General features: G+C 71.2%; 15 protein-coding genes. 5 read left to right on the forward strand and 10 right to left on the reverse strand.

Going from position 1 to position 21,172, the window contains the following annotated elements:
• Positions 1 to 4: 4 nt before the first annotated feature.
• The 7 genes from AB0958_RS26600 to AB0958_RS26630 form a co-directional block, all read right to left on the reverse strand.
• Complete coding sequence (locus AB0958_RS26600; protein WP_366892970.1) at positions 5 to 1,840, reverse strand: LamG-like jellyroll fold domain-containing protein; 1,836 nt, start codon at positions 1,838 to 1,840, stop codon at positions 5 to 7.
• A gap of 49 nt (positions 1,841 to 1,889) precedes the next feature.
• Positions 1,890 to 4,829 (reverse strand): glycoside hydrolase family 2 TIM barrel-domain containing protein, encoded by a 2,940-nt coding sequence (locus tag AB0958_RS26605; RefSeq protein ID WP_366892971.1) that lies wholly within the window; start codon positions 4,827 to 4,829, stop codon positions 1,890 to 1,892.
• Entirely contained in the window at positions 4,826 to 5,746 is a 921-nt protein-coding gene (locus AB0958_RS26610; RefSeq protein WP_366892972.1) for an alkaline phosphatase family protein, read from the reverse strand. The genes AB0958_RS26605 and AB0958_RS26610 overlap by 4 nt, the downstream gene beginning before the upstream one ends.
• Positions 5,747 to 5,774: 28 nt before the next feature.
• A complete protein-coding gene (locus AB0958_RS26615) occupies positions 5,775 to 6,647 on the reverse strand; it encodes a carbohydrate ABC transporter permease (protein WP_366892973.1) in 873 nt (290 codons plus the stop codon).
• Positions 6,644 to 7,564, reverse strand: coding sequence for a sugar ABC transporter permease (locus tag AB0958_RS26620; RefSeq protein ID WP_366893011.1), 921 nt, complete (start codon positions 7,562 to 7,564; stop codon positions 6,644 to 6,646). Before AB0958_RS26620 ends, AB0958_RS26615 begins: the two co-directional genes overlap by 4 nt.
• Positions 7,565 to 7,652: 88 nt before the next feature.
• Positions 7,653 to 8,927: an extracellular solute-binding protein gene (locus AB0958_RS26625; RefSeq protein WP_366892975.1), complete on the reverse strand. Its 1,275-nt coding sequence runs from the start codon at positions 8,925 to 8,927 to the stop codon at positions 7,653 to 7,655.
• Positions 8,928 to 9,007: 80 nt separating this feature from the next.
• Positions 9,008 to 10,060: a carbohydrate kinase family protein gene (locus AB0958_RS26630; RefSeq protein ID WP_366892976.1), complete on the reverse strand. Its 1,053-nt coding sequence runs from the start codon at positions 10,058 to 10,060 to the stop codon at positions 9,008 to 9,010.
• Positions 10,061 to 10,187: 127 nt separating this feature from the next.
• Between AB0958_RS26630 and AB0958_RS26635 the strand changes: the two genes are divergently transcribed.
• From AB0958_RS26635 to AB0958_RS26650, 4 genes are read left to right on the forward strand one after another with little or no spacing between them, the layout of a single operon-like run.
• On the forward strand, positions 10,188 to 10,952 hold the full coding sequence (locus tag AB0958_RS26635; protein WP_360526662.1) for a DeoR/GlpR family DNA-binding transcription regulator: 765 nt from the start codon (positions 10,188 to 10,190) through the stop codon (positions 10,950 to 10,952).
• A complete protein-coding gene (locus tag AB0958_RS26640) occupies positions 10,949 to 12,286 on the forward strand; it encodes a 6-phospho-beta-glucosidase (RefSeq protein WP_366892977.1) in 1,338 nt (445 codons plus the stop codon). Before AB0958_RS26635 ends, AB0958_RS26640 begins: the two co-directional genes overlap by 4 nt.
• Before the next feature lie 45 nt (positions 12,287 to 12,331).
• Positions 12,332 to 15,376, forward strand: a complete 3,045-nt coding sequence (locus AB0958_RS26645) for a glycoside hydrolase family 38 C-terminal domain-containing protein (RefSeq protein ID WP_366892979.1) — start codon at positions 12,332 to 12,334, stop codon at positions 15,374 to 15,376.
• Between the two features lie 4 nt (positions 15,377 to 15,380).
• Positions 15,381 to 16,631 (forward strand): alpha-L-fucosidase, encoded by a 1,251-nt coding sequence (locus AB0958_RS26650; protein ID WP_366892980.1) that lies wholly within the window; start codon positions 15,381 to 15,383, stop codon positions 16,629 to 16,631.
• A gap of 57 nt (positions 16,632 to 16,688) precedes the next feature.
• Here AB0958_RS26650 and AB0958_RS26655 read toward each other — a convergent pair whose 3' ends face one another.
• Together AB0958_RS26655 and AB0958_RS26660 are read right to left on the reverse strand one after the other, a co-directional pair.
• Complete coding sequence (locus AB0958_RS26655) at positions 16,689 to 18,368, reverse strand: carbohydrate binding domain-containing protein (RefSeq protein ID WP_366892981.1); 1,680 nt, start codon at positions 18,366 to 18,368, stop codon at positions 16,689 to 16,691.
• Positions 18,369 to 18,546: 178 nt separating this feature from the next.
• Positions 18,547 to 19,491, reverse strand: coding sequence for an NADP-dependent oxidoreductase (locus AB0958_RS26660; protein ID WP_366892982.1), 945 nt, complete (start codon positions 19,489 to 19,491; stop codon positions 18,547 to 18,549).
• A gap of 167 nt (positions 19,492 to 19,658) precedes the next feature.
• On the opposite strand from AB0958_RS26660, the gene AB0958_RS26665 reads away from it, so the two are divergent.
• The gene (locus AB0958_RS26665) at positions 19,659 to 20,162 is read left to right on the forward strand and encodes a MarR family transcriptional regulator (protein WP_366892983.1); all 504 of its coding nucleotides are present in this window, start codon (positions 19,659 to 19,661) and stop codon (positions 20,160 to 20,162) included.
• A gap of 9 nt (positions 20,163 to 20,171) precedes the next feature.
• Here AB0958_RS26665 and AB0958_RS26670 read toward each other — a convergent pair whose 3' ends face one another.
• A complete protein-coding gene (locus AB0958_RS26670) occupies positions 20,172 to 21,158 on the reverse strand; it encodes a helix-turn-helix domain-containing protein (RefSeq protein ID WP_366892984.1) in 987 nt (328 codons plus the stop codon).
• Between the last annotated feature and the right edge of the window lie 14 nt (positions 21,159 to 21,172).

Here is a 21,172-nt window from a genome sequence, read left to right on the forward strand (position 1 = left end):
GGGGTCAGTGGGTCATGAAGGAGGAGACGGGCAGTGCCCGGGAGACGATCCGCACGTCGCCGAGACGGCCGTACAGGATCTGGTCGATCGTGTCGGCGTAGGTGTAGCCGCCGAGCAGCCAGGGCTCGCCGACCGAGGTGATGCCCACCGCGGCGGCCTTCGGGTTGCGGACCACCGGGCAGCCGTCGACGTACAGGGTCGTGTGCCTGCCGTCGTTGACGACGGCGAGGTGGCACCAGGTCTCCAGCGGTGTCTCCTGGCCCCAGTTGGTGGCGATGCCCTCCTGGTTGAGCGGGCGCATCGCCCACTGCGGTTCGCGGTCGTTGGACAGCGAGAGGGTGGCCACCGGCTCGTCGGGGTCGTCGCCGGTCTTGCCGGCGGCTCCGCCGGTACCCCGGCGGCTGACGACGCCGGCCCACGCGTGGTGGCCGGGGTCCCAGTCCGCGGGCAGCCGGAAGAACGCCTCGATGGTGTAACCGTCCCTGAACGTGGCCGTGTTGAGCGGTGCGCCACCGATCGTCTGGAGATACGCGCCCTTCAGCGGCGACTTGTACCCGGTGAACTCCAGGCTGCCGTGGCCCGGCTGGTCCGGGTGGTGGTCCGCCGACCAGCCGAGGGTGCCGCCGCCCACCGAGACCACGGTGAGGTCGTTGCCGTTGCCCGACAGGTCGCGGACGGTGCCCGAGACCGCCGAGTCGAACCGCCAGTACGCGGCCGTGCCCCGGACCAGCAGTTGCGAGGCGGGCCGGGCCGGACGGGCGGGCACCGGGGCGAAACCGGCGAAGCGGTCCGCGAAGTCGATGTCGACGGAGAACCGGTCGGCGTCGCCGCTGAGTTCGATCTCCTGCCGCTCCAGCTCGTTGAGGCCCTTCTTGGCCCGGCCGAGGATCCACGGCGAGACCGTCTCCACGTCGATGACGTTCCGGTCCAGGTCGAAGTGGTAGAGGCGGATCATCGCCGCGCCGCCGAAGTACCGGTTCTGGTAGTTCGTCAGATGCAGGTGCACCTCGTTGCCCGCCGCGTTCTTGCGGGTGACGCGACCGGCCGGCCAGTAGTGGCCGTTCAGGGTGAGGAAGATCTGGTCGTGGTCGTCGACCAGCTGGTCCCACAGCTGCTGCCCGTACGACGACAGCTCGCCGTCTCCCACGACCAGTTCGTGCGTGGTGAGGATGACCGGTGCCTTCGGGTGGGAGGCGATGACGTTCTTCGCCCAGGCGTAGCCCTTCGCCGACAGCCGCCAGTCGAGCGCCAGGACCAGCCACTCGCGCCCGGCCGCCCGGAACAGGTGGTAGGTGTGGTAGCCGTCCGGGGAGGCACCGCCGAACGTCGGCTTGTCCTTGAACCGCTGCGGGCCGAACGCGTCCAGGTAGGGTGACGCGCCACGCTGGTCGTCCGTGGACGACGTGATGTCGTGGTTGCCGGCCAGCACGCTGTAGCCGACCTCGCGCCGGTCGAGGATCCGGAACGCCCTGCTGATCGCGTCGAACTCCTCGACGGCCCCGTTCTGGGTGAGGTCGCCCAGGTGGGACAGGAAGACGATGTTGTCCTCCTCCGCCTGGTCCAGCAGGTACCGCAGCGAGGCCTCGACGGGCGCCGGGTCGATGCTCGGTCCGTCGAAGAGGTACTGGGTGTCGGGCATCACCGCGAGGGTGAAGCGACGGCTCTCGGTGTCGGGCCGTCGGCGGGAGCCGGCGGACGCCTCGGCGACGGCCGGCAGCGCCACCCCGGCGCCGGCGGCCGTGGCGGCGGCGCCCAGCAGCGCGGTGGCCCTGAGGAAGGTGCGTCTTCCGGCTCCGGCCTGCGCGGCCTCGCCCTGTAGGGGGTCATGAGAAGTACACACGAGTGCTCCGTGAGTAAGCAGAAGTGACGGCGGAGGGCGTGGGGGGATCTCAGCGGACGCGCAGGGTCCAGCTCCAGCGGTGGATACCCGGTGCGACGAGGTAGGAGGGGAAGGTGTCGGGACCGCACGAGGCCGTACCCAGGCCCCGGTGCGCGGCGTCGATGTGGACCACGCAACCGGCCCGCGGCACGAGTTCGTCGTGGTGCGTGACGGCGGTGAGGTCCTCGGCGCGGTAGCGGCTGACGCAGACCTGGCGGGGTTCGTCCAGCTCGACCGCGAGTCCGGTGCCGTCCGGCGCCGACAGCGTGAACCGTCGGACGCCGTGCCGGCCGCCGCTCTCCTGGGGCCGCAGGTAGGGGGTGAACAGCTCGTCCACCGGCAGCCGGTGGTGGCCGACGGGGGCTCCGGCGGCGCGGTCGGGGTACGACTCCCAGGGACCCTGACCGAACCAGTCCAACAGGTCGAGCCCGGCCACCGTCTCGAAGACCGAGCCGACCCGCGCCACGTCCGTGAACTCCTCGGGCAGCTCGGCCGACTCGTCGACCCGGACCCCGCCCTCGACCGGTGTGAACTCCTGCCGGTGCCGTACCACCCCCACGGTGCCCGCGTACTCCGCGACCACGGCCACCGAGCCGCCGTCCCTGCGCATCGACACCACCTTGCGCACCAGCCGGTCCAGCCCCCAGGCCCGCCAGCGCGACGCAGTCCCGCCGAGCTCGTCGTTGTCGGTGGGCGCCCGCCACAGCGAGAGCGTCGGCGCGGCCGTCAGCAGCGGGTGCCGCAACAGCCCCTCCTCGTCCACCTCGACGGCGGGTCCCGATGCCACCGGTTGCCCCGGCGCGTCCGCCGCCCGGATCCGGATCCCCGGCGCGCAGACCTCCGTACCGGCCGGCGCCCACGCCTGGTCCTCGGCGACCGTGACCCGCAGGGTCAGCCAGGCCTCCCCGCCGTCCGCCGGCACCGCGAACGGCAGCGGTACGGCCGCGGTCTCACCGGGCCGCAGCTCCGGCAGCCGCGCCGGACCGGTCAGGGTACGACCGTCGGCCAGCGCCAGCTCCCAGGTGCCCGTCAGCCAGTCGAGGCCCCGGAAGTGCTGGTGGTTGGCGAGGACCACGCCCTCGTGCTTGAAGCACCGGATGCGGACCGGCGCCGCGATCTCTCGGTGCTCGTACATCGCGGGCTTGGGGGTGCGGTCGGGGAAGACGATGCCGTCCGCGACGAACGCCCCGTCGTGCAGGGCCTCGCCGAAGTCGCCGCCGTACGCCCAGCGGTGGCCGGGCGCGGCGACACCGTTGTCATACAGTCCGGCGCCCGTGCGCCCGACCGGTCTTCCGTCGCTCACCCGCTGGAGAATTCCGTGGTCCCAGAACTCCCAGATGAACCCGCCCTGAAGACCCGGAGTGGACTCGATGGCGGCCCAGTGGTCGGCGAGCGTGCCGTTGCTGTTGCCCATGGCGTGCGAGTACTCGCACTGGATCAGCGGTTTCGTCTGCTCCCCGGACAGCGCGTGCGCCACGCAGTCCTCCAGCGGCGCGTACATCGGGCAGGCGATGTCGGAGGCCACGTCCGGGTCGGCCCAGCCGCGCTTGGCGGCGCCCTCGTACTGGACCGGCCGGGTCGGGTCGTGGCGTCGCACCCAGCCCGCCGCCGCGTCGTGGTTGGCGCCGTAGTCGGACTCGTTGCCCAGCGACCAGATGATGACGGAGGGGTGGTTCTTGTCGCGCAGCACCATCCGTGAGACCCGGTCCACGAAGGCGTTCAGGTAGCGCGGGTCGTCGGCGATCTCGTGCGCGTGGTCGTGGGACTCGATGTCCGCCTCGTCCACCACGTAGAAACCCAGTTCGTCGGCGAGGTCGTACAGCGCGGGGTCGTTCGGGTAGTGCGAGGTGCGGATCGCGTTGAACCCGAACCGCTTGAGCACCACCAGGTCGGCCCGCATGTCGTCGTACGACACCGTCCGCCCGGTCAGCGGGTGGAAGTCGTGCCGGTTGACGCCGCGGACGAACACCCGCTCGCCGTTGACCAGCAGGTCCCGGCCGACGATCTCGACGTCCCGGAAGCCGACGCGGTGGTGCGAGGTGTCGGCGACCGTGCCGTCCGCGCGGTGCAGCCGCACGGTCAGCCCGTACAGCTCGGGCTCCTCCGCGTTCCAGGTGCGCACCTCGGGTACGACGGCCTGGATGCGGGCCTCGCCCAGGAAGTCGGAGACCCGGTCGTCCTCGGCGTTGAGCCGGTCGAACTCGGTGTCCTGCGCGAGGGGTCGACCGTCCAGGTCGGCGGTGACGTACCAGCCGTCGGGCAGCGCCCCGCGGTCGTCGCGCACCAGGCAGTCCACCCGCAGCTCGCCGTCCCGCCGGGCCCGCACGGTGACGTCCGCGAGCCGCAGCGGGTCGGTCGCGTACAGCAGCACCGAGCGGGTGATCCCGCCGTGCCACCAGTGGTCCTGGTCCTCGATGTGCGTGGCGTCCGACCACTTGACCACGGTCAGCCGCAGCACCGACCGCTCACCGGGACGGACGACCGCCGTCAGGTCGAACTCGGCGGCGAGGTGCGAGTCCTTGGAGACGCCGACCGGCCGCCCGTCGACGTGCACGAGCAGCACGCTCTCCGCGGCGCCCACCTGGAGCACGATCCGGCGCCCCGCCCACGCGGCGGGGACGTCCAGCTCACGCTCGTAGACCCCTGTCGGGTTCGCGGTGGGGGAGTGCGGCGGGAACTCGGGGAACGGCATCCGCACGTTCGTGTACTGCGGCAGGTCGCCGGTGTCCTGCACGGTCCAGGCGCCGGGCACGTGCGCCGTCGTCCAGGCACCGCCGACCGGCGCGTCCGGAGCCGGCAGCAACTGGAAGCGCCAGTCGCCGTCCAGGGGGAGCGCTCCGGAGCGCCGGTCGACGGCGTTCATGGGCAGGCGCCCCCAGGAGGTCACCTCGGGTGCCTCCCAGGGGCGCAGGGCCGTCAGGGGGTCGTACAGCGGATGTGCGTCGGTCATGACCATTCCGAAGTCGGTGCGGGCGGCGGCAGGACCCGGCCCGGCAGGTCCCGGGCGGGGTCGGCGGGGATGCCGAGGCGGTTCAGGACGGTGGGGGCGATGTCGATGAGTCGGGGTGTGTCGAGCCGGTGGCGGGCGGGCGGTTCGGGCTCGGCCAGGATGACGAAGACCTCCCGCTCGGCGCGGGTGTCGCCGCCGTGCCCGCCGGTGTCGAGATGGCCGTGGTCGGTGGTGACGAGGACGGTCCACCGCTCGTCGGCCGGGCGGGCTGCGATCGCGCCGAGGAGGTGCCCGAGGTGGGCGTCCTGGGCGCGCAGGGCGTCGTCGTACCGGGCGGAGAACGGGCCGGCGGCGTGCGCGGCCTCGTCGGTGGAGCCGAAGTACACGAACAGGACGTCCGGGGTGTCCTCCGTGAGCAGACGTGCCGCGGTACGGGCGACGAGGCGGTCGGCCGTGGCGTAGCCGTCGCTCTCGCCGTCGTACTGCATCACCTGCCCGGCGGTCGCGCCGAGGATGCCGCGGCGGACCAGCTCCGGCCAGGACACCACGGCGACCGCGCGCAGCCCGGGGCGGGCGGTGACCGCGCGGCTCAGGAAGTCGGGGTGGCGGGCGTGGTCGGCGCCGGCGAAGTCGTTGCCGGTCACCCCGTGCCGGTCGGGCCACACCCCGGTCAGCACGCTCGACCAGCCTGGTCCGGAGTCGGTGTAGGCCATGCTGGTGGACGGTCCGCCCGCGGCCTGGCCGTCCACCTCGCCGTACGGCAGCAGGCTGGTGCCGTGGGCGCCCCGGGCCATCAGGGCGTGCAGCACCGGCGCCGTGAGCGGCGCGAGGGCCAGCCGGTCGAAGCGCAGGCCGTCCATGCCCACCACCAGCACCCGGCCGTGCCCGGGCCGCGCCCCACCGGCGTCGTACGTCATCGCCCGCCCCTTCCGTCGTGATCCCGGGTCAGGTGCCCTGGACCGCTCCCTCGGTGGCGCCCGCGATGAACCCCCGGGCGAAGACCGCGAAGACGATGACCAGGGGGAGGGCGGCCATCAGCACACCGGCCATGACCATGCTGTAGTCGGTGGTGTGGCCGACGTTGAGCTGGGCGAGTTCCACCTGGAGCGTCACATGGGCGGGGTCGGTGAGCACGATCAGCGGCCAGACGTAGTCGTTCCAGGCCCCGACGAAGGCGTAGATGGCGAGGAAGGACAGCGCCGGCCTGATCATCGGCAGCGCGATGTTCCAGTACTGGCGGAAGAACCCGGCGCCGTCGATGCGCGCGGCGTCGAGGAGTTCGTCGGGCACGCCGTTCTCGATGTACTGGCGCAGCCAGAAGATGCCGAAGGCGTTGGCGAGGGCCGGCGGGACCAGCGCCTGGAGGGTGCCGACCCAGCCGATCTTGGACATCAGGATGAACTGCGGCAGGACCGCCAGTTGCAGCGGCAGCATCATGAACAGCAGCAGCGTGCCGAAGAGCACCTTGCGTCCGGGGAAGTCGAACTTGGCGAAGGCGAAGGCCGCCAGCGAGTCGACGAACAGCACCAGGACGGTGGTGACGCACGCGACGATCACCGTGTTCAGCATCGACCCGAAGAAGTCGATGGTGTTCAGCACGTGCCGGATGTTCTCCAGCAGGTGCGAGCCGAAGGTGAACTTCGGCGGGCTCTTGTAGATGTCCTGGGTGGTGTTGGTCGCCATGACGATCGTCCACAGGAAGGGGAAGACCGAGAGGACGACGGCCAGCATCAGGATGACGTGGGCGGTCAGGCCCTTGGGGCGGCGCAGCCGCCGCCGCTCGGTGGCGGCCCCGGTGGTGGGGTCGGCGGTCGTCATGACTTCCTCCCTCGCTGTGTGATGCGCCAGTTGACGGCGACCAGCACGATGATCAGTACGAAGAAGGCCCACACGATGGCCGCGCCGTAGCCGTAGTCGTTGTTGAGGAAGGCCGACTGGTAGAAGTACAGCAAGGTGGTCAGACCGGCCTGCCCGGGGCCGCCGAGGTTCGCGTTGGCGGCGTTGTTGGCGAACAGGACCTGGGGTTCGCTGAAGCTCTGCAGACCGTTGATGGTCGAGATGACGACCGTGAACAGGATGATCGGCCGCATGATCGGGACGGTGATCTGGAAGAAGGTCCGGACGGGTCCGGCGCCGTCCATCTTCGCGGCCTCGTAGATCGACGTCGGGATCGCCTGGAGGCCGGCCAGGTAGATGATCATGTTGTAGCCGGTCCACATCCAGGTCATCAGCAGCGCGATGACCACCTTGATCAGCCACGGGTTGCTCAGCCACGGCACCGGTGAGATGCCGACCGTGCCCAGGATCGCGTTGACCAGGCCGAAGTTGTTGCTGAACACCGCGCCGAAGAAGATCGCAACGGCCACGATCGAGGTGACGTTCGGGACGTAGAGGGCGATGCGGTAGAAGCCCTTGAAGCGGCGCACCGAGTGCAGCAGCGTCGCCAGCACCAGGGCGCCGAAGAGGGTGGGGACGGTGGACAGCACCCAGATCACCAGGGTGTTGCGGATGGACAGCCAGAAGACCGGGTCCGACCACAGGAACCTGAACTGCTGGAGGCCGACGAACTGCATGTCGCCCAGGCCGTCCCAGCGCTGGAAGGCCAGATACAGCGAGTAGAAGACGGGGAAGAACGAGAACGCGATGAATATCAGGTAGAACGGCGAGATCGCCAGGTACTGGCGCCAGTACGACAGCGGACCGCGCCGCAGGGGCCGGGCGTGGCCCGCGGGCACGGAGCGCCGCGGGCGGAACCGGGCCGGGGCCGGCCCGCCGCGGTGTTCGGGCACCGCGGCGGGACCGGTCACCGGAGGGGACGACACCTCAGCTCACCCCCTGTCGCCGGGCGATCTGCTTGGCCTGGCTGACCGCGTCCTTCCAGGCGTCGTCGGGCTTCTTGCCCTTCGCCTCGATGTTGGTCAGCTCCGTCATGTAGGGGGCCATGACGGCGGCGTCCGCGGGCGCCTCGTAGCTGTCCGGGATGGCCTTGGCGGCCGGGCCGAACACCTCGATGATCTTCTGCCCGCCGAAGAAGGCGTCCGGGCCCGTCATGGCCGGCATCGCGTAGGCGGCCGGGGCGGCGGGGAAGATGGCGGCGTCGGTGAAGCCGCGGGCGTCGTTGGCGGGGCTGAGGATCCAGCTGATGATCTTGAAGGCCTCTTCGGGGTTCCGGCACTGGCTGGGCAGGGCCAGGTAGGAGCCGCCCTGGTTGGACGGGCCGACCGGGTTGGCGCAGACCCGCCACTTGCCCTTGGTCCCCGGGGCGGCCTGCTCGATGTCCAGCGCGTGCCAGGCCGCGCCCAGCTCGGTGAGCAGGTTCTTGCCGATGGCCGCGTTCCAGGTGTTGTCGTTGATCTTGGCGTCGATGCCCAGGGTGTAGGGGCGGACCGCGGTGGTCCAGGCGGCGCGGATGTGGTCCTGGTCGCCGATGAAGTGGTTGTTCTTGTCGATGAAGCGTTGGGTGCCCTGCCCGACCACCACCGTGAAGACGGCACCTATGTTGTTGACCAGGTAGGTGCCGGGGTTCTTCTTCTGCAGCTCGGTGCCCAGCTGGAAGTAGTCCTCCCAGGTCTTGACCAGTTCGGCGACCTTGGCGGGGTCGGTGGCCACCCCGGCCTTGGCGAAGAGGTCCTCGCGGTAGAAGAGCGCGGTGGGGCCGATGTCGATCGGGAAGCCGATCTGCTTGCCGTCCTTGGTCTGGGCGAGCTTGCTCTTCCAGCTCAGGTACTGCGAGGAGATCTTCTTGAAGCCCAGGTCGTTCAGGTCCAGGAAGCGCGAGGCGTTGGGCAGGAAGGACGCCATGTCCTCGCCCTTGATGCCGGTGATGTCGGGCACCGAGGAGCCCGCGGCGAGGGTGGTGGTGAGCTTCTGCTTGAAGTCACCGCCGATGGAGGCGGAGGTCAGCTTCACCGAGCTGCTGAAGTGGGTCTTCGCCTCGGCCACCACCTTGTCGCTGAGCGCGCCACCCCAGTACCACAGGGTGAGGTCCTTGCCGTTCTTGGTGCCGCCCGATCCCGAGCCGCCGCATGCGACGGTGAGACCGGACGCGGCCGCGGTGAGGACTGCGGCCTGGAGGAAGCCTCTACGTGAAAGGTCCACGGGTCACTCCTGTTGTTCCTGTTCGACGTGCCAAGGGGTTCGACGTGCCAAGGGGTTCGACGTGCCTGGGGGTTCGAGGGTCAGTGCCGCTCTGCGGAGGCGCGTGGGCCGACGAGCGCCCGAGGGGCGGGCGGGGTCACGGGGGCGTACCGCACCGGCGGCCCGGGGTCGGCCGGGAGCCGGTCGGCCAGGAAGCCGTAGGTGCGCCGGAGGCCGGGGTCGGTCAGCGACCGCCACCAGCTGTCGACGCCGTACCAGCCGGGGGCCGCGAGTGCCCCGCCGGGCCGGCCGACGGAGAGGCCGGCGGCCAGTACGGCGAACCGCAGCCGCTCCTCCAGCGGCCAGCCGCCCAGCGAGGCGGCCACGAAGCTCGCCCCGAAGACGTCTCCGGCGCCCGTCGCGTCGAGGACGTCCACCGCGAGGGCCGGGACCTCCGCGTACTCGCCGGTGTGCTGGTCGACGGCCAGCGCGCCGGCGCCGCCGCGTGTCACCACCGCCACCGGGACCAGTTCGGCGAGCGTGCCCAGCGCGGCCATGGCGCTGTCGGTGCGGGTGTAGGCCATGGCCTCGGCCTCGTTCGGGAGGAAGGCGTGGCACAGTGCGAGCTGGTCGAGGAGAGCACGGGACCACTGCTGGGTGGGGTCCCAGCCGACGTCGGCGTAGACGTGGGTGCCGTTCGCGGCCGCCTTGGCGATCCACTCGCGCGGTTCGGCCTCGAGGTGCACCAGTGCGGTACGCGCCTCGGGCGGGTCGCCCATCAGCGCGTCCTGCGAGTACGGCGGCTGTGAGCCGTGGGTGACCAGGGCGCGGTCGTCGCCGTGCGCGAGGGAGACCGTGACCGGGGTGGGCCACCGGTCCGCGACGCGGGAGAGCGAGAGGTCGACGTGCTCCTGGTCGCTCAGGACGTCCCGGCAGTACGCGCCGTAGAAGTCGTCGCCGAAGACCGTGGCCAGCGAGGTACGCAGGCCGAACCGGGACGCGGCCACCGCGAGGTTCGCGATGCCGCCGGGGCCGCAGCCCATGCCCGCCGTCCAGATCTCCTCGCCCGGTGTCGGCGGTTTCCCGAGCCCCGTCAGGACGAGGTCGTAGAAGAGCAGCCCGGTCAGCAGCACATCGGGCCTGTCGTCGTCCACGCGCGCAGCCTCTCGTCAAAACTCGTCATTTCGATGACCGGAATCGTGCGCCGCTCTGCGAGATTGGTCAATACCCGAGCAGAACTGAGCATGGATTTGATTGAAGATGACGAGTAGTGTTCGCCGCGTGCTGGCAGAACGACGACATCAACTCATCCTGCGGGCCCTGCGCTCGGGCGGTCCCGCGGCCGTGACCGATCTCTCCGAGCAACTGGGTGTGAGCCCCGCCACGATCCGGCGCGACCTGCTCAAACTGGAAGAGGACGGGCTGCTCACGCGGGTGCACGGCGGTGCCGTCGCGGAGGAGGGCGACCAGCCCTTCGCCGAGGTCGCCGAGGTGCGCGTGGCCGAGAAGGACGCCATCGCGGCCCGCGCGGCGGCCCTGGTCGCCGACGGCCAGTCGGTCCTCCTGGACATCGGCACGACGGCCTACCGGCTGGCCCGCCAGTTGCACGGCCGCCGGCTCACCGTGATCACCAGCAACCTGGTGGTCTACGAGGAGCTCGCCGACGACGAGGGCATAGAGCTGGTGCTGCTCGGCGGCATGCTCCGCCGCGAGTACCGTTCCCTGGTCGGTTTCCTCACCGAGGACAACCTGCGTCAGCTGCACGCCGACTGGCTCTTCCTCGGCACCAGCGGGGTGCGCCCCGGCGGGCAGGTGATGGACACGACGGTCGTGGAGGTGCCGGTCAAGCGCGCCATGATCAAGGCGAGCGACAAGGTCGTCCTGCTCGCCGACGCCGCCAAGTTCCCGGGTACGGGCATGGCGAAGGTCTGCGGTCCCGAGGACCTGGACATGGTGGTGACCAACGCGCCGGTGGACCCGGCGACCCGGGCCGCCCTGGAGGAGGCCGGTGTCGAGATGGTCCTGGCAGGAAAGGCTCTAGCGTGAAACTGACGATTCTGGGCGGCGGCGGGTTCCGGGTGCCGCTCGTGTACGGCGCACTGCTGACCGACCGCGGCGAGGGGCGGGTCACCGAGGTCGTCCTGCACGACCTCGACGCCGGACGGCTGTCGGCGGTGGCCCGCGTCCTTGCGGAGCAGGCGGCCGTCGTTCCCGACGCTCCCGCCGTGACCGCCACCACCGACCTCGACGAGGCGCTGCGCGGCGCCGACTTCGTCTTCTCCGCGATCCGGGTGGGCGGCCTGGAGGGCCGTGCGGCCGACGAGCGGGTGGCCCTGGCCGAGGGCGTCCTCGGCCAGGAGACCGTCGGCGCAGGCGGCATCGCCTACGGCCTGCGGACCGTCCCGGTCGCCGTGGAGATCGCCCGGCGGGTGGCCCGGCTCGCCCCAGACGCCTGGGTCATCAACTTCACCAACCCCGCGGGACTCGTCACCGAGGCCATGTCCCGCCACCTCGGCGACCGCGTCATCGGCATCTGCGACTCCCCGGTCGGCCTCGGCCGCCGTATCGCCCGGGTGCTCGGCGCGAACCCCCGCGAGGCATGGATCGACTACGTCGGCCTCAACCACCTCGGCTGGGTGCGCGGCCTGCACATCGCGGGCCGCGACGAGCTCCCGCGCCTGCTCGCCGACCCCGACCTGCTCGGCTCCTTCGAGGAGGGCAAGCTCTTCGGCGTCGACTGGCTCCAGTCCCTCGGCGCCATCCCCAACGAATACCTGCACTACTACTACTTCAACCGCGAGGCCGTCCGCTCCTACCAGCAGGCCGAGAAGACCCGCGGCGCCTTCCTGCGCGACCAGCAGGCGCACTTCTACGAGGCGGTCGCGGACCCCGGCTCGAAGGCCCTGGACGTATGGGACCGCACCCGCGCCGAGCGGGAGGCCACCTACATGGCCGAGAACCGGGAGACGGCCGGCGCCGGCGAGCGCGACGCCGACGACCTGTCCGGCGGCTACGAGAAGGTCGCCCTGGCCCTGATGCGGGCCATCGCCCGCGACGAGCGCACCACGCTGATCCTGAACGTCCGCAACCGCGGCACCCTCTCGGTGCTCGACGGCGAGGCCGTCATCGAGGTGCCCTGCCTGGTCGACGCCAACGGCGCCCACCCGGTCGCCGTCGCCCCGCTGCCCGACCACGCCACCGGCCTGGTCTGCGCGGTCAAGGCCGTCGAGCGCGAGGTGCTCGCCGCCGCCGAGTCCGGCTCCCGTGCGACGGCCGTCAAGGCGTTCGCCCTGCACCCGCTGGTCGACTCGGTGAACGTCGCCCGCCGCCTGGTGGAGGGGTACACCGACGCCCATCCAGGCCTCGCGTATCTTAAGTAGCCAGCCGCTCGGAAAGCGCTTTCCATCCCTCTTCTGGAGACTTCCATGCACGACGAACGCCGCCGGATCGAGGAGCGCGTAGAGCGCCTCCAGAACCAGCGCATCAGGCCCGCGATCCACGCGGCCACCGTCCCCTTCGAGGTGACCGCCTGGCAGGCCCCCGGCGAGCCGGTCCCCTTCGAGGAGGCCGCGGCCGCCTCCTACGAGCCCTTCGCCATGGACACCCCGTGGGGTCCGCCCTGGGGCACCACCTGGTTCCGGATGCGCGGCGAGGTGCCCGCGGAGTTCGCGGGCCGCCGGGTCGAGGCCGTCATCGACCTCGGGTTCGTCGGCGACTGGCCGGGCAACCAGGCCGAGGCCCTGGTCCACCTCACCGACGGAACCCCGCTGAAGGCGGTCAACCCCCTCAACCAGTACGTGCCGATCGCCAACCCGGCGGCCGGCGGCGAGGTGATCGACTACCTGGTGGAGGCCGCCTCCAACCCGGACATCCTCGCCAACGACTTCCGCGAGCCCACCTGCCTGGGCGATGTGCTGACGGCCGGCGACAAGCCGCTCTACACCTTCAAGCGCGCCGACATCGCCGTCCTCGACGAGAACGTCTGGCACCTCGACCTCGACATCCAGGTGCTGCGCGAGCTGATGCTGGAGCTCGGCGAGCACGACCCGCGCCGGCACGAGATCGCGCACGCCCTCGACCACGCGATGGACCTGCTCGACCTGGACGACATCTCCGGCTCGGCGGCCGCCGTCCGCGAGGCCCTGAAGCCGGCCCTGTCCAAGCCCGCGCACGCCAGCGCGCACATCATCTCCGGCGTCGGCCACGCCCACATCGACTCGGCCTGGCTGTGGCCGATCCGCGAGACCAAGCGCAAGACCTCCCGCACCTTCTCCAACGTGACATCGCTGGCGGACGAGTACGAGGAGTTCGTCTTCGCCTGCTCGCAGGCCCAGCAGTACGAGTGGGTCCGCGACAACTACCCGCAGGTCTGGGCCCGCATCCAGGAGTCCGTGAAGAAGGGCCAGTGGGCCCCGGTCGGCGGCATGTGGGTGGAGTCCGACGGCAACCTCCCCGGCGGCGAGGCGATCGCCCGCCAGCTCGTGCACGGCAAGCGGTTCTTCATCGAGCACTTCGGCATCGAGACCAAGGGCGTCTGGCTGCCCGACTCCTTCGGCTACAACGCGGCCTACCCGCAGCTCGCCAAGCTGGCCGGCAACGAGTGGTTCCTCACCCAGAAGATCTCCTGGAACCAGACCAACACGTTCCCCCACCACACCTTCTGGTGGGAGGGCATCGACGGCACCCGCATCTTCACCCACTTCCCGCCCGTCGACACCTACAACGCCCGCTTCAGCGGCGAGGAGATGTCCCGCGCGGTCCGCAACTACGCCGAGAAGGGCGCCGCCACCCGCTCCCTGGCCCCGTTCGGCTGGGGCGACGGCGGTGGCGGCCCCACCCGCGAGATCATGGAGCGCGCCCGCCGCCTGAAGAACCTTGAGGGCTCCCCGCGCGTCGAGGTCGAGCACCCGGACGCCTTCTTCGCCAAGGCCCGCGCCGAGTACGAGGACGCCCCGGTCTGGGTCGGCGAGCTCTACCTGGAGCTGCACCGCGCCACCTACACCTCGCAGGCCCGCACCAAGCAGGGCAACCGGCGCAGTGAGCACAAGCTGCGCGAGGCCGAGCTGTGGGCGACGACGGCCGCACTGCACGCGCCCGGCTACCGCTACCCGCACGAGAAACTCGACCGGCTCTGGAAGACGGTCCTGCTGCACCAGTTCCACGACATCCTGCCGGGCTCCTCGATCGCCTGGGTGCACCGCGAGGCCGAGGCCGAGTACGCCCGCGTCGCCGAGGAGCTGGAGACGCTCACCGCCGAGGCGGTCGCGGCGCTGGGCGGCGGTACGGCCCGGGTCTTCAACACCAGCCCCTACGACCGCGCCGAGGTCGTCCGCGACACCGCCGGCACCCCGGTCTACGTCGAGGTCCCCGCGAGCGGCAGCGCCCCGCTGACGGCCGCCACCGAGGCCCCGGGGGCCGTGACGGTCGAGGGCCGCGTCATCGACAACGGACTCGTCCGGGTGGAGATCGCCGAGGACGGCACCCTGTCGTCGGTCCGCGACCTCCGGGCGAACCGCGAGGTCCTGGCGGGCCAGGGCAACCTGCTCCGCCTGCACACCGACCTGCCGAACTACTGGGACGCCTGGGACGTCGACAAGCACTACAAGAACCGCTACACCGACCTGCTGGACCCCTCGGAGATCACGGTCGTCGACGCGGACCCGCTGCTCGGCTCGATCCGCGTCACGCGTCCGTTCGGCAACGGATCCATGATCGTCCAGACGATCACGGTGCGCGCCGGCAGCCCCCGGATCGACTTCGAGACGGACATCGACTGGCACGAGGCCGAGAAGTTCCTCAAGGCGGGCTTCCCGGTGGACATCCGGGCCGCGCACTCCTCCGCCGAGATCCAGTTCGGTCACGTGCAGCGGCCCACGCACACCAACACCAGCTGGGAGGCGGCCCGTTTCGAGGTCTCCGGCCACCGCTGGGTGCACGTCGGCGAGCCCGGCTACGGCGTCGCCGTCATCAACGACTCGACGTACGGCCACGACGTCTCCCGCACCGTCCGCGAGGACGGCGGCACGACCACCACGGTCCGGCTCTCCCTGGTGCGCGCCCCGCGCGTCCCGGACCCGGGCGCCGACCAGGGCCGCCACCGCCTCACCTACTCCCTGCTGCCCGGCGCGGACATCGAGGACGCGGTCGCGGCGGGCTACGCCCTCAACCTCCCGCTGCGGGTGGCGGATTCGGCGGGCGAGCCGGAGCCGGTCGTCTCGGTGGACGGCGACGGCGTGACCGTCGAGGCGGTCAAGCTCGCCGACGACGCCTCCGGCGACGTGGTGGTCCGGCTCTACGAGTCCCGTGGCGGCCGTGCCCAGGGGGTGCTGCGCACCGGCTTCGCACTGGCCGGCGCCCAGGTGACCGACCTGCTGGAACGCCCGCTGGAGGAGGCGGCCACCGACGGCGACTCCGTCCCGGTGGAGCTGCGCCCCTTCCAGATCCTCACCCTCCGGCTGCGCAGGAGCTGACCGCATGGCCATGCAACCGTGGTTCACCGACGCCAAGTTGGGGATCTTCGTGCACTGGGGCATCTACGCCGTCGACGGGGTCCAGGAGTCCTGGTCCTTCTACGACGACATCGTGCCGCACGACCAGTACATGTCCCAGCTGGGCCGGTTCACGGGCGCCGCGTACGACCCGAAGGCGTGGGCGGACCTGTTCGCCCGCGCCGGCGCCCGGTACGCCGTGCTGACCAGCCGCCACCACGACGGTGTGGCCCTGTGGGACACGGAGTTCGGCGACCTGAACCTCGGCAAGGACTACGTCGGCCCGTACGCCGACGCCCTGCGCGAGAAGGGGCTGAAGGTCGGCCTGTACTACTCGCACTCCGACTGGAACCACCCCGACTACGCGTCCACGCGCAAGCCGGGCCGGCCGCCCGAGCAGGAGGACAACCGCTACTCCGAAGTCGCGGCGGAGGACGAGGACCTGGCCGCCTGGGACCGCTTCATCGCCTACCGGGACGGCCAGATAACCGAGTTGGCGTCCCGCTACCGGCCGGACCTGATGTGGTTCGACGGGGAGTGGGACCGCAGCGAGGAGCAGTGGCGGATCCCCGAACTCGCCGCGCTGATCCGCTCGTACGTGCCGCAGGTCGTCTTCAACGCGCGCATGCTCAGCGAGGGCGACTACGCCACCCCCGAGCAGGGCGCCCCCGTCGTGCCGCCGGACGGCCCCTGGGAGCTGTGCCTGACGATCAACGACTCGTGGGGATACCAGCACCACGACCACAACCACAAGTCGCTCGCCCAGCTGATCCGCTACTTCACCGAGACCATCGGGGGCGGCGGCAATCTGCTGCTCGACGTCGGCCCCATGGAGGACGGCACCATCCCGCAGCCGCAGGTGGAGCGTCTGGAAGGGCTGGGGGAGTGGATCCGGCGGCACGCGGTGGCGGTGTACGGGACCGGCCGCGGGCTGCCCGCCGGGCACCACTACGGGCCCAGCACCCTCTCCGCCGACCGGCGCACCCTGTACCTCACCCTGTTCGACGCCCCGCGCGCCGAGATCGGGGTCCGCGGTCTGGCCACGAAGGTCAGGCGGGTCACCGTGGTGGGCAGCGGCACCGAGCTCGGGCACCGGGTGGTCGGCGGACTGCACGAGGCCGTCGGCGTGCTCTGGATCGACCCGCCGGCCGCGGCCGACCTCGACCCGTACGCCACCGTCCTCGCCGTCGAACTGGACGGGGAACTGGAGCTGTACCGGGGCTCCGGACGGTTCTAGACGGCCGAGGCGTGGGGGTACCCGGCCCAGGTACCCCCACGCCACGGCTTTCGGTGCTCAGCCGGTGAAGCCGGCCGTGATCGAGGTGAACTGCCAGTCGCTCTGGCTGATCCCGGAGCAGTTGCTCACCACGCCGCCGCCCGCGCAGCCGCGGTCCCGGTTGACCGCCCAGAACGCGAGCCGGGCGATGTGGTGCGAGTTCCCCCAGTCACGGATCTGGGTCCAGATCGCCGGGGTGGTGTTCTCCTGCTGGTCGGACAGCCCGTTCATGCCGGAGATCCCGATGTGCGCGTAGGCCGTCGCGTCGTCCCAGCCGAACGTGGACTTGAGCTTGGCCTTCAGGCCCTCGGCCGCGTTCACCGTGTTGCCGTACATGTCGGAGCCGCCGCCGAAGTCGAACGGCATGATCGTGAAGACGTCGATGTCGGCGCCGATCGACTGCGCCTGCTCGATCAGCCGGTTGCCGTAGTACGTCGGACCGGTGGTGGACGTCCCGAAGGTGACGATCGTCCGCAGGCCGGGGTTGTTGGCCTTGACCGTCTTCAGGGCGGTCAGGATCTTCGCCTGCACGGCCTCGTTCTCGAACTCGTCCGTGTTCTCGATGTCCATGTCGACGGACTTGAGGCCGTAGGCGTCGATCACCTTCTGGATCGCCCCGGCCAGCGCGCTCGCGGAGGAGCAGTTGGCGCCGAGCTTGCTGCCCTGCCAGCCGCCGAACGACGGGGTGACGTCACCGCCGGCCGCCCGGATCTGGTTGATCGCGGTCTGGTCGGCGCCGCCGGTGAGCGGCCGGCTGCCGTCCCAGGCCGGGGTGCAGCCGCCGGAGTCCAGCACGAAGGCCATGGTGAAGTTCTTGATGCCGGTCGCGTTCATCACGGTGGCCGGGTTCGGCGGGTCGCCCCAGCCCTCGTAGAGGTAGGGCGCGGCCTGCTTGAAGCCGCTCCCGCCGCCGGTGCCCGCGCTCGTGGTCACCGACACCGCGTTGGAGGCGGGCGACACGTTGCCGGCCGCGTCCCGTGCCTTCACCGTGAAGGTGTACGCCGTGCTCGCCGCCAGTCCGCTCACCGTGGCGGAGGTCCCGGAGACGCTCGTCGCCAGGGTCGACCCGCGGTAGACGTCGTACGCCGTGACCCCGACGTTGTCCGTCGCGGCCGACCAGGACAGCGACACGCTCGACGAGGTCTTCCCGGTGGAGGTGAGGTTCGCGGGCGCGGTCGGCGCCTGGGTGTCGGAGCTGCCGCCGGGGCCGTCGAGGCTGATGTCGTCGGCGTAGTAGGTGCCCTGGGCGTACCACCCGTGGACGTAGATCTGGGCGCTGGTCTGCGCGGCGCCGGTGGTGAAGGAGACGGTCAGCTGGCTGTACTGGGACGGCGAGGTCGTCCAGGTGGAGGCGCCGCCGGTCACCCCGAGGTAGACGTACGAGCCGCGCACCCAGCCGCTGAGCGAGTACGTGGTGTTGGGCTGCACCGCGACGGTCTGGGCGCACTGCGCGGTGTCGCTCGAACTCGCGGCCCCGGCGAGGGCCTTGGTGCCGCCGTGCACCGGGGAGGAGACGACCGAGCCGAGGTTCCCGGAGCAGGACCAGGGAGACAGACTCCCCGACTCGAAGCCGGGGTTGGAGAGGACGTTGGCCGCCTGCGCGGTACCGGGCAGCGCGATGGCCCCGGCGAGCGCGAGGGCGGCGGATCCGAGCAGGGCGAGTATCCGGTGTCTGGGACGTCCGAGTGGGTTGCGCACGCGATCTCCCTGAGGGGATGGGGGTGTTCGGGAGTGCACGAAGGTGCGAGTGCAGGGTGTGCGCAACCAAGTTGGTATGGACCAATCCGCCTGTCAAGAAGGCGGGCGGAAATTGGTCCAGACCGGTGGGGTGACTTCCTCGCGCCTCCACGGGTTGCTCTCCCGTGGCGGAGCGGTGTCAGGCGGCGGGCGGGACGACGACGACCTTGCCGTGCACCGCGCCCTGGGCGGCCCGTGCGTGCAGGGCCGGCAGCTCGGCCAGCGGTACCCGCTCGGCGACGTCGACGCGCAGCTCGCCGCGGTCGACCGACGCCACCAGCCGCGCCAGCTGCTCGGCGTCGCTGCGGACGAACAGGTCGATGCCCCGCACGCCGCGCTCCTCGTCGCCGGGGGCGGGCATCCACACCGTGGTGTTCACCAGCACGCCGCCGGAACGGACCAGGGGGACCAGCGCGGCCAGTTCGGCCGGGTCGACCGGGGCGAGGTTGAGTGCGACGTCGACCGGTTCGGACACCGCCGCGGGCACGCCGGTGGTGGTGTGGTCGATCACTTCGTCGGCCCCGGCGGACCTGACCGCGTCGCGGCTGCGCGGACCGGCCGTGGCGATGACATGGGCACCGGCGTTCTTGGCCAGCTGCACGGCGTAGCCGCCGACCGCGCCGCCGGCGCCGTTGATCAGCACGCGCTGCCCGGCCGTCAGCCTGCCGTGGTCGAACAGGGCCTGATATGCGGTCAGGCCGACCAGCGGCAGTGCGGCGGCGTCCGCCAGGGGGAGGTCCTTGGGTGCGGACGTCAGGACCTCGGCCGGCGCGAGGACGTACTCCGCGGCGGCGCCGGGCCTGTCCATCGGCAGGAAGCCGACGACGTCGTCACCGACCGCGATGCCGGCCACCCCCTCGCCCAGCGCGTCGACCGTGCCGGCGACGTCGATGCCGGGGGTGTGGGGCAGCTCCACCGGGATGGGGCCGCGCATGAAGCCGCCCCGGATGTTGCCGTCGACGGGGTTGAACGAGGTCGCGGCGACGTGGATGCGGACCTCGCCGGCGCCGGGGACGGGCAGCGCCACGTCCTCGTGGCGCAGGACGTCGGGCTCGCCGTACTCGTGGAAACGCACTGCCTTCATGTCGGTTCTCGCCTTCGTCACGGCCGGTCTTGCTTCGAATTCGAAGCAACTGGTGACGACCGTACATCTACTTCGAATTCGAAGCAAGTGTCGATCCTGGGTGCGGGGACGGGTGGCCGCCCGGCCGAGCGCCACGCTCTTCGAATTCGAAGCAGTAGACTCCGGCCATGCCTGATCCGTCACCGTCGCTCGACCCCGTGCAGCTCGGCGCCTACTTCGACCTCGTCGAGGTGGCCAGCCTGCTGAGGCACGCCGTCGAGCAGCAGCTGCGCGAGGCCGGTGATCTCAGCTATGTGCAGTTCCAGCTGCTGGCCCGCCTCGGGGACTCGCCGACGGGCAGCCACCGCATGACCGACCTGGCCGACGGCGTCGTCTACAGCCGCAGCGGCCTGACGTACCAGGTGGGTCTGCTCGAAAAGGGGGGCCTGGTCGTCCGTGCTCCCGCACCGGACGACGAGCGCAGCGTCACCGTCACTCTCACCGACGCCGGACGTGAGCTGCTCGCGAAGGTGCTGCCGGGTCACGTCGAGGTCGTCAGCGGCCTGTTGTTCGCACCGCTCTCGCCCGACGACGTCCAGGCTCTCGCCGATCTGCTGGCGCCGGTGCGCGACCACATGCGCTCGGCGCCGCCCCGCTCGGCCGCGTCCCGCCGCCGCAAAGGCGGAGTCTGAGGACCCGCGTCACCGGGTCGGCCGGCGTGCGAACCGCGCCGGTGTCTCCCGGTACTGCTTCTTGAAAGCACGGATGAAGTGGCTGCTGTCGGTGAAGTGCCAGCGCGCGGCGGCCTCGGACACGGTGAGGCGTGACCCGGGGGCGGTGAGTGCCGTGGCCGCCTCCTCCAGGCGCCGACGGCGTACGTAGGCACTGAACGACTCGTCCGGACTCGCGAAGGCCCGCTGCAGGGTGCGGACGGAGACGTGCAGGTGCGCGGCGACGGTGGCGGGCGACAGGCCGGCGTCGGTGAGACGGGCGTCGGCCAGTTCCCTGGCCGCCTGCGCCAGCGCCGGGGTGAAGACGGGTTCGCGGTCGTCGAAGTGGTCGAGGGCCAGACCCTTGGCCAGTTCGAGCAGGGCGTTGCGGGACGCGTGCGCCGCCGCCGGGCCGAGGTCGCTCACGGTCCGCTGGAGCATGGTGGTGTGGGCCAGGAGGATCCGCGCCGCGGGCGAGCTGTTGCGGCCTGTGCGGGGTTTCCCGGCCACCAGGGACCGTAAGGCGTCACCGGGGAAGATGAAGATGCGGTTGCCGATCTCGGGCGTGGTGTGGAAGTGGTTCTCCGTCACGACGTGGTGCATGAAGAAGGTGCCGGCCGGGATGTGGGCGTCACCGCCCTGGTCGTGCGGATCCCGCAGGGTCGTCGCACCGCGCAGCCCGACGTACAGCCTGATGTGGTCGTGCTCGTGCGTGCCGACCGCCCGGGTGCTCACGGGCGAAGAGCTCCAGAGCTCGTTGACGGCGGTGTCCTCCAGGAGCACCGAGCGCATCGACCCCTGGAAGCCGTCGACCGTGGCGGCGCTGAACTCCGGCAGGGGGTACAGGTCTCCCATGCGGTCGTTCCAGATGCCGACGAAGGACTCCCATGTTTCCCGGCCGGGGCCGGTGGAGTCGGCGTCGGCGGTGAACGCGCCCACCCCGCCGCTCGTCCCGCGGGAACGCGGCCCGCTGCTCATGTGCCCTCCGCGCC

This window comes from Streptomyces sp. NPDC006655, assembly GCF_040703965.1.
GTDB lineage: Bacteria > Actinomycetota > Actinomycetes > Streptomycetales > Streptomycetaceae > Streptomyces.